The organism is Rhodoferax sp. RT5P35, from assembly GCF_056521385.1.
This window is the reverse complement of the sequence record NZ_JBWMAX010000361.1, coordinates 1-1,030: the sequence shown is the minus strand read 5'-3', so window position 1 is coordinate 1,030 and position 1,030 is coordinate 1. Positions and strand designations below refer to the sequence as shown.

The 1,030-nt window shown below is 64.5% G+C and carries 2 protein-coding genes; one reads left to right on the top strand and one right to left on the bottom strand.

Going from position 1 to position 1,030, the window contains the following annotated elements; translation table 11 throughout:
* Positions 1-364 (top strand): dienelactone hydrolase family protein (locus AC097L_RS26330; protein WP_479589634.1); only part of this gene is annotated, 364 nt, incomplete at its 5' end.
* A 42-nt stretch (positions 365-406) separates the two neighbouring features.
* Here the strand turns inward: AC097L_RS26330 and AC097L_RS26325 are convergent.
* Entirely contained in the window at positions 407-1,012 is a 606-nt protein-coding gene (locus tag AC097L_RS26325; protein ID WP_479589633.1) for a type IV toxin-antitoxin system AbiEi family antitoxin domain-containing protein, read from the bottom strand.
* Positions 1,013-1,030: the final 18 nt, after the last annotated feature.

The window sequence follows — 1,030 nt, the reverse complement described above, 5'->3', positions numbered from 1 at the left end:
CGGCTACTGCATGGGCGGCGCGCTCACCCTGCTGGCCGCAGCAGCGCCCGAGCTGGACGCCGCCGTGGTCTGGTACGGCTGCCCGCCGCTGGAATACATCGACGCCAGCAAAATCAAGATCCCCCTGCAAGGCCACTGGGCCACGCAGGACGAGTTCTTCAAGATCGACACCGTGGCCGCACTGGAAGACAAGCTCAAGGCCGCGGGCGTGGGCTTCGAGTTCCACCGCTACCTGGCCCACCACGCGTTTGCCAATGAAGAAGCCGTAGGCCCCGGCCGCATTGCAGCCACGCAGTACGACCCCGTGTGGGCGCAACAGGCCTGGGACCGGGCGCTGCGGTTCTTTGGCAAGCATCTGGGGTGATGCGTCTGGCAGGTAGGTGGCGGTTACATGCCAAACAGACCGCTAACGCAGGGCGTCAAGATAGGGCCGCATCACATTGCCTACCCTGCAAATCTTGGCGAAGCGCCACAGCTCGTCCGCAGTGGTTTTGTTCTGAGCCAAGGCGTCTTTGAGCGCCTCTATCGCCACGTCAAGCCCTATCTTGTTGCGGTGCTTAAAGCAGTCGGCCACCGTCTTGGGCGCGCTGTACACCCGCAAAGCCACCTGCTCCACCTGCACCGTTTCTACCCCGGCAGCAAAGGCCTCGCCCGAAAACTGCACCATCTTCACCGGCGGATAGTCCAGCCTGGGGGCATGGCTGCCTTGCGGCATGGCGATCCACACCTGTCGCGGAAGCTGCGTGGTCAAGCCGTGTAACTGCAGCGCCGTCAGCAGGCAAAACACCGCCTGCGGCACCTTGACTGCCAGGGTTGCCAGGCTCTCATGCTCTGAGGCCTGCATGCCCGGCACGCGGTACACCCCCCGCCCCACCCGCTCCAGCCGACCACTGGCGATAAGCCGCGTCAGCACCACACGCCCTATGCCCAGCACCTGCAACTGGCTCGCCCGCAGCAGGCCCTGCTGGCTGGCGAGATCGAGAACCTGCTGTGTGTGGGGTGCGGCATGCATGGCCTACGAGTATGTTTC